The organism is Aeromonas sp. HMWF014, from assembly GCF_963878295.1.
GTDB classification, from domain to species: domain Bacteria; phylum Pseudomonadota; class Gammaproteobacteria; order Enterobacterales; family Aeromonadaceae; genus Aeromonas; species Aeromonas popoffii.
Genome location: NZ_CAWNYS010000389.1, coordinates 1 through 1998, shown reverse-complemented (window position 1 = coordinate 1998; position 1998 = coordinate 1). Strand labels below are relative to the sequence as shown.

Genomic DNA, 1998 nt, shown 5'->3' with positions numbered 1-1998 from the left:
CCTCGCCTCCGGCCGGGTGATGGCCAAGCTCGGCATGCACTATCGCGGGCTGCGCGGCCAAACCGCCCGGCAGCCGTGCGAGGTGAGCTATTGGCGACTGGACAGGGCCATCAGCCTGCCCGAGCCAGTGACCCGGCAACTGACGCACTGGCTGGCGGACGAGCGGGTGGCCGTGGCTATCTTGCATGGCGTCGATGCACAGGTCGGTTTGGGCCATGGCCACCCATCGCAACTCACCCTGTATCTGGATGAGCAGGGCCATGATCCCGACTTGCCGGGCGTCGCCGCTGATGATGGCGCCAGGCTCGATATCATCTGCTATCCGCTCAGTGAGCTGGATCAGGCCGAACCCGAGCGGCTTCATCTGCTGGGCGGTGTGCTGCTCAAAGACAGGGACGAGCAGGGACTTGCCTGTTTGCTGCAACTGGCCAGCCTGCGGCGCCAGGGGCCCGTTCTGCTCACCCGCGCGCAGCGGCAACAGCGGCTGGGCTGGATTGGCAAGATGGCGCGTTGCACCGGCCTGCCTGCGACCGGGGGCAGTGCTGGGGACGCGGTCGCGGGGCGCTATCGCCAGCTTTGGCTGCTGGTGGAGCTGCCGGCCCTGATCGATGAGCTGGCCGGACATTGGCATCAGGGGCCCGAGTTTGCGCTGGCACGGCTTGAGCAAGAGGATGCTGCGCTGTTTGCGGCCTACGGTGAGGCCATTACCACCCTGACACCGACGGCCTTGCTGGGGTTGCTGCGGCAACTTGCGGCGCGCTTTCCTGAGTCCACCCTCCCATTTCTGGACAAAGGTGCTCAGGCTGACCGGCACTTTGTGGAATAATGCCCGCTCTGCTGTACGAGGAGTAACGCTGTATGCTGAGAACCGAGCGCCCCGGCGACATGTTGCCGGTCTATGAACTGGTGAGCGCTGCTTTTGGCCGTTCCGATGAGGCCGAACTGGTCAACCGCCTGCGCGAGTGTGGCGCCGCCGTGGTGACCATGGTCGAAGAGGAAGAGTACGAGTTCATGGGGCACCTGATGCTGAGCCCGATCACCATTAACGGCCTGGAAGGGCCCTGGCTCGGTCTGGCGCCGGTGGCCGTGCATCCGGACTGGCAGGGGCAGGGCATAGGCTCGGATCTGGTACGTGAGGGGCTGGACACGGCGCTGGAAATGGACTGGAAAGCGGTGGTGGTGCTCGGTGACCCGACCTATTACGGCCGCTTCGGTTTTCGTCCCGCCAGCGAGTTCGGCCTGCACTGTATCTACGAGGTGCCCGCCGACTGTTTTCTGGCGATGGAGCTGCAGGAAGGGGGGCTGGCCGGCATGGCCGGTGAGGTACTCTACCACCCCCTGTTTGACGAGATCCCCGACGAACAATGAGCAACAAAACGGCAGCCTCAAGGCTGCCGTTTTGTTATCAAGACAGGTTGCAAGGTATGCAATCTTCCCGCCGAAGTCCCCTCGATTGTCATCAGAGTCAGTCTCCTGCGACCTTGCAACCGGCCTGCTGACGGCGTGCCCGTGATCGGGTGGTCTTGGGGCATGAATAGTATGCCGATTTGTCACTGAATAACGCAGCGTTACCCGGTACCGGTCCGCTGTATTGTTGCCTCTTTTCAAGAAGATTTTCCTTTGCAATATCTCGTTACAACTTTTTCCGCAACAAAATCTGTTTTTGTCTAACAGGTAACATTTTTTAACCAGATGCAGCTATTGATGTTTGACTCATACGAGAATGCACGTGTAAGTTCGTGAAGATGATTCAATAAATAAGGATGCATAATCGATTCACTGTGAGTCTTGGTTATTTTCGTTCATTTTTATCAAGTAAATGCCAGTCAAGTGGATGCTGTTTACATCTATATCGCATAGATGCAAATAACCTCCACTTAATGTTGTCCTTGTAAACAAGGATAATTCACTCAGCCATGATGATATGGTTCTGTTTGCTATTCCCTTGTTTATGAAAGGATATTGACATCCACATAGAGTATTTATACTAGGGTATAC

Annotated in this window: 1 protein-coding gene and 1 pseudogene; both read left to right on the top strand. The window is 57.7% G+C overall.

Features of this window, described 5'->3' with window-relative positions; translation table 11 throughout:
* Positions 1-826, top strand: a pseudogene (locus AAC083_RS15880) (GNAT family N-acetyltransferase); the annotation flags it as partial.
* A gap of 32 nt (positions 827-858) precedes the next feature.
* The gene (locus AAC083_RS15875; protein WP_042034061.1) at positions 859-1368 is read left to right on the top strand and encodes a GNAT family N-acetyltransferase; all 510 of its coding nucleotides are present in this window, start codon (positions 859-861) and stop codon (positions 1366-1368) included.
* Positions 1369-1998: the final 630 nt, after the last annotated feature.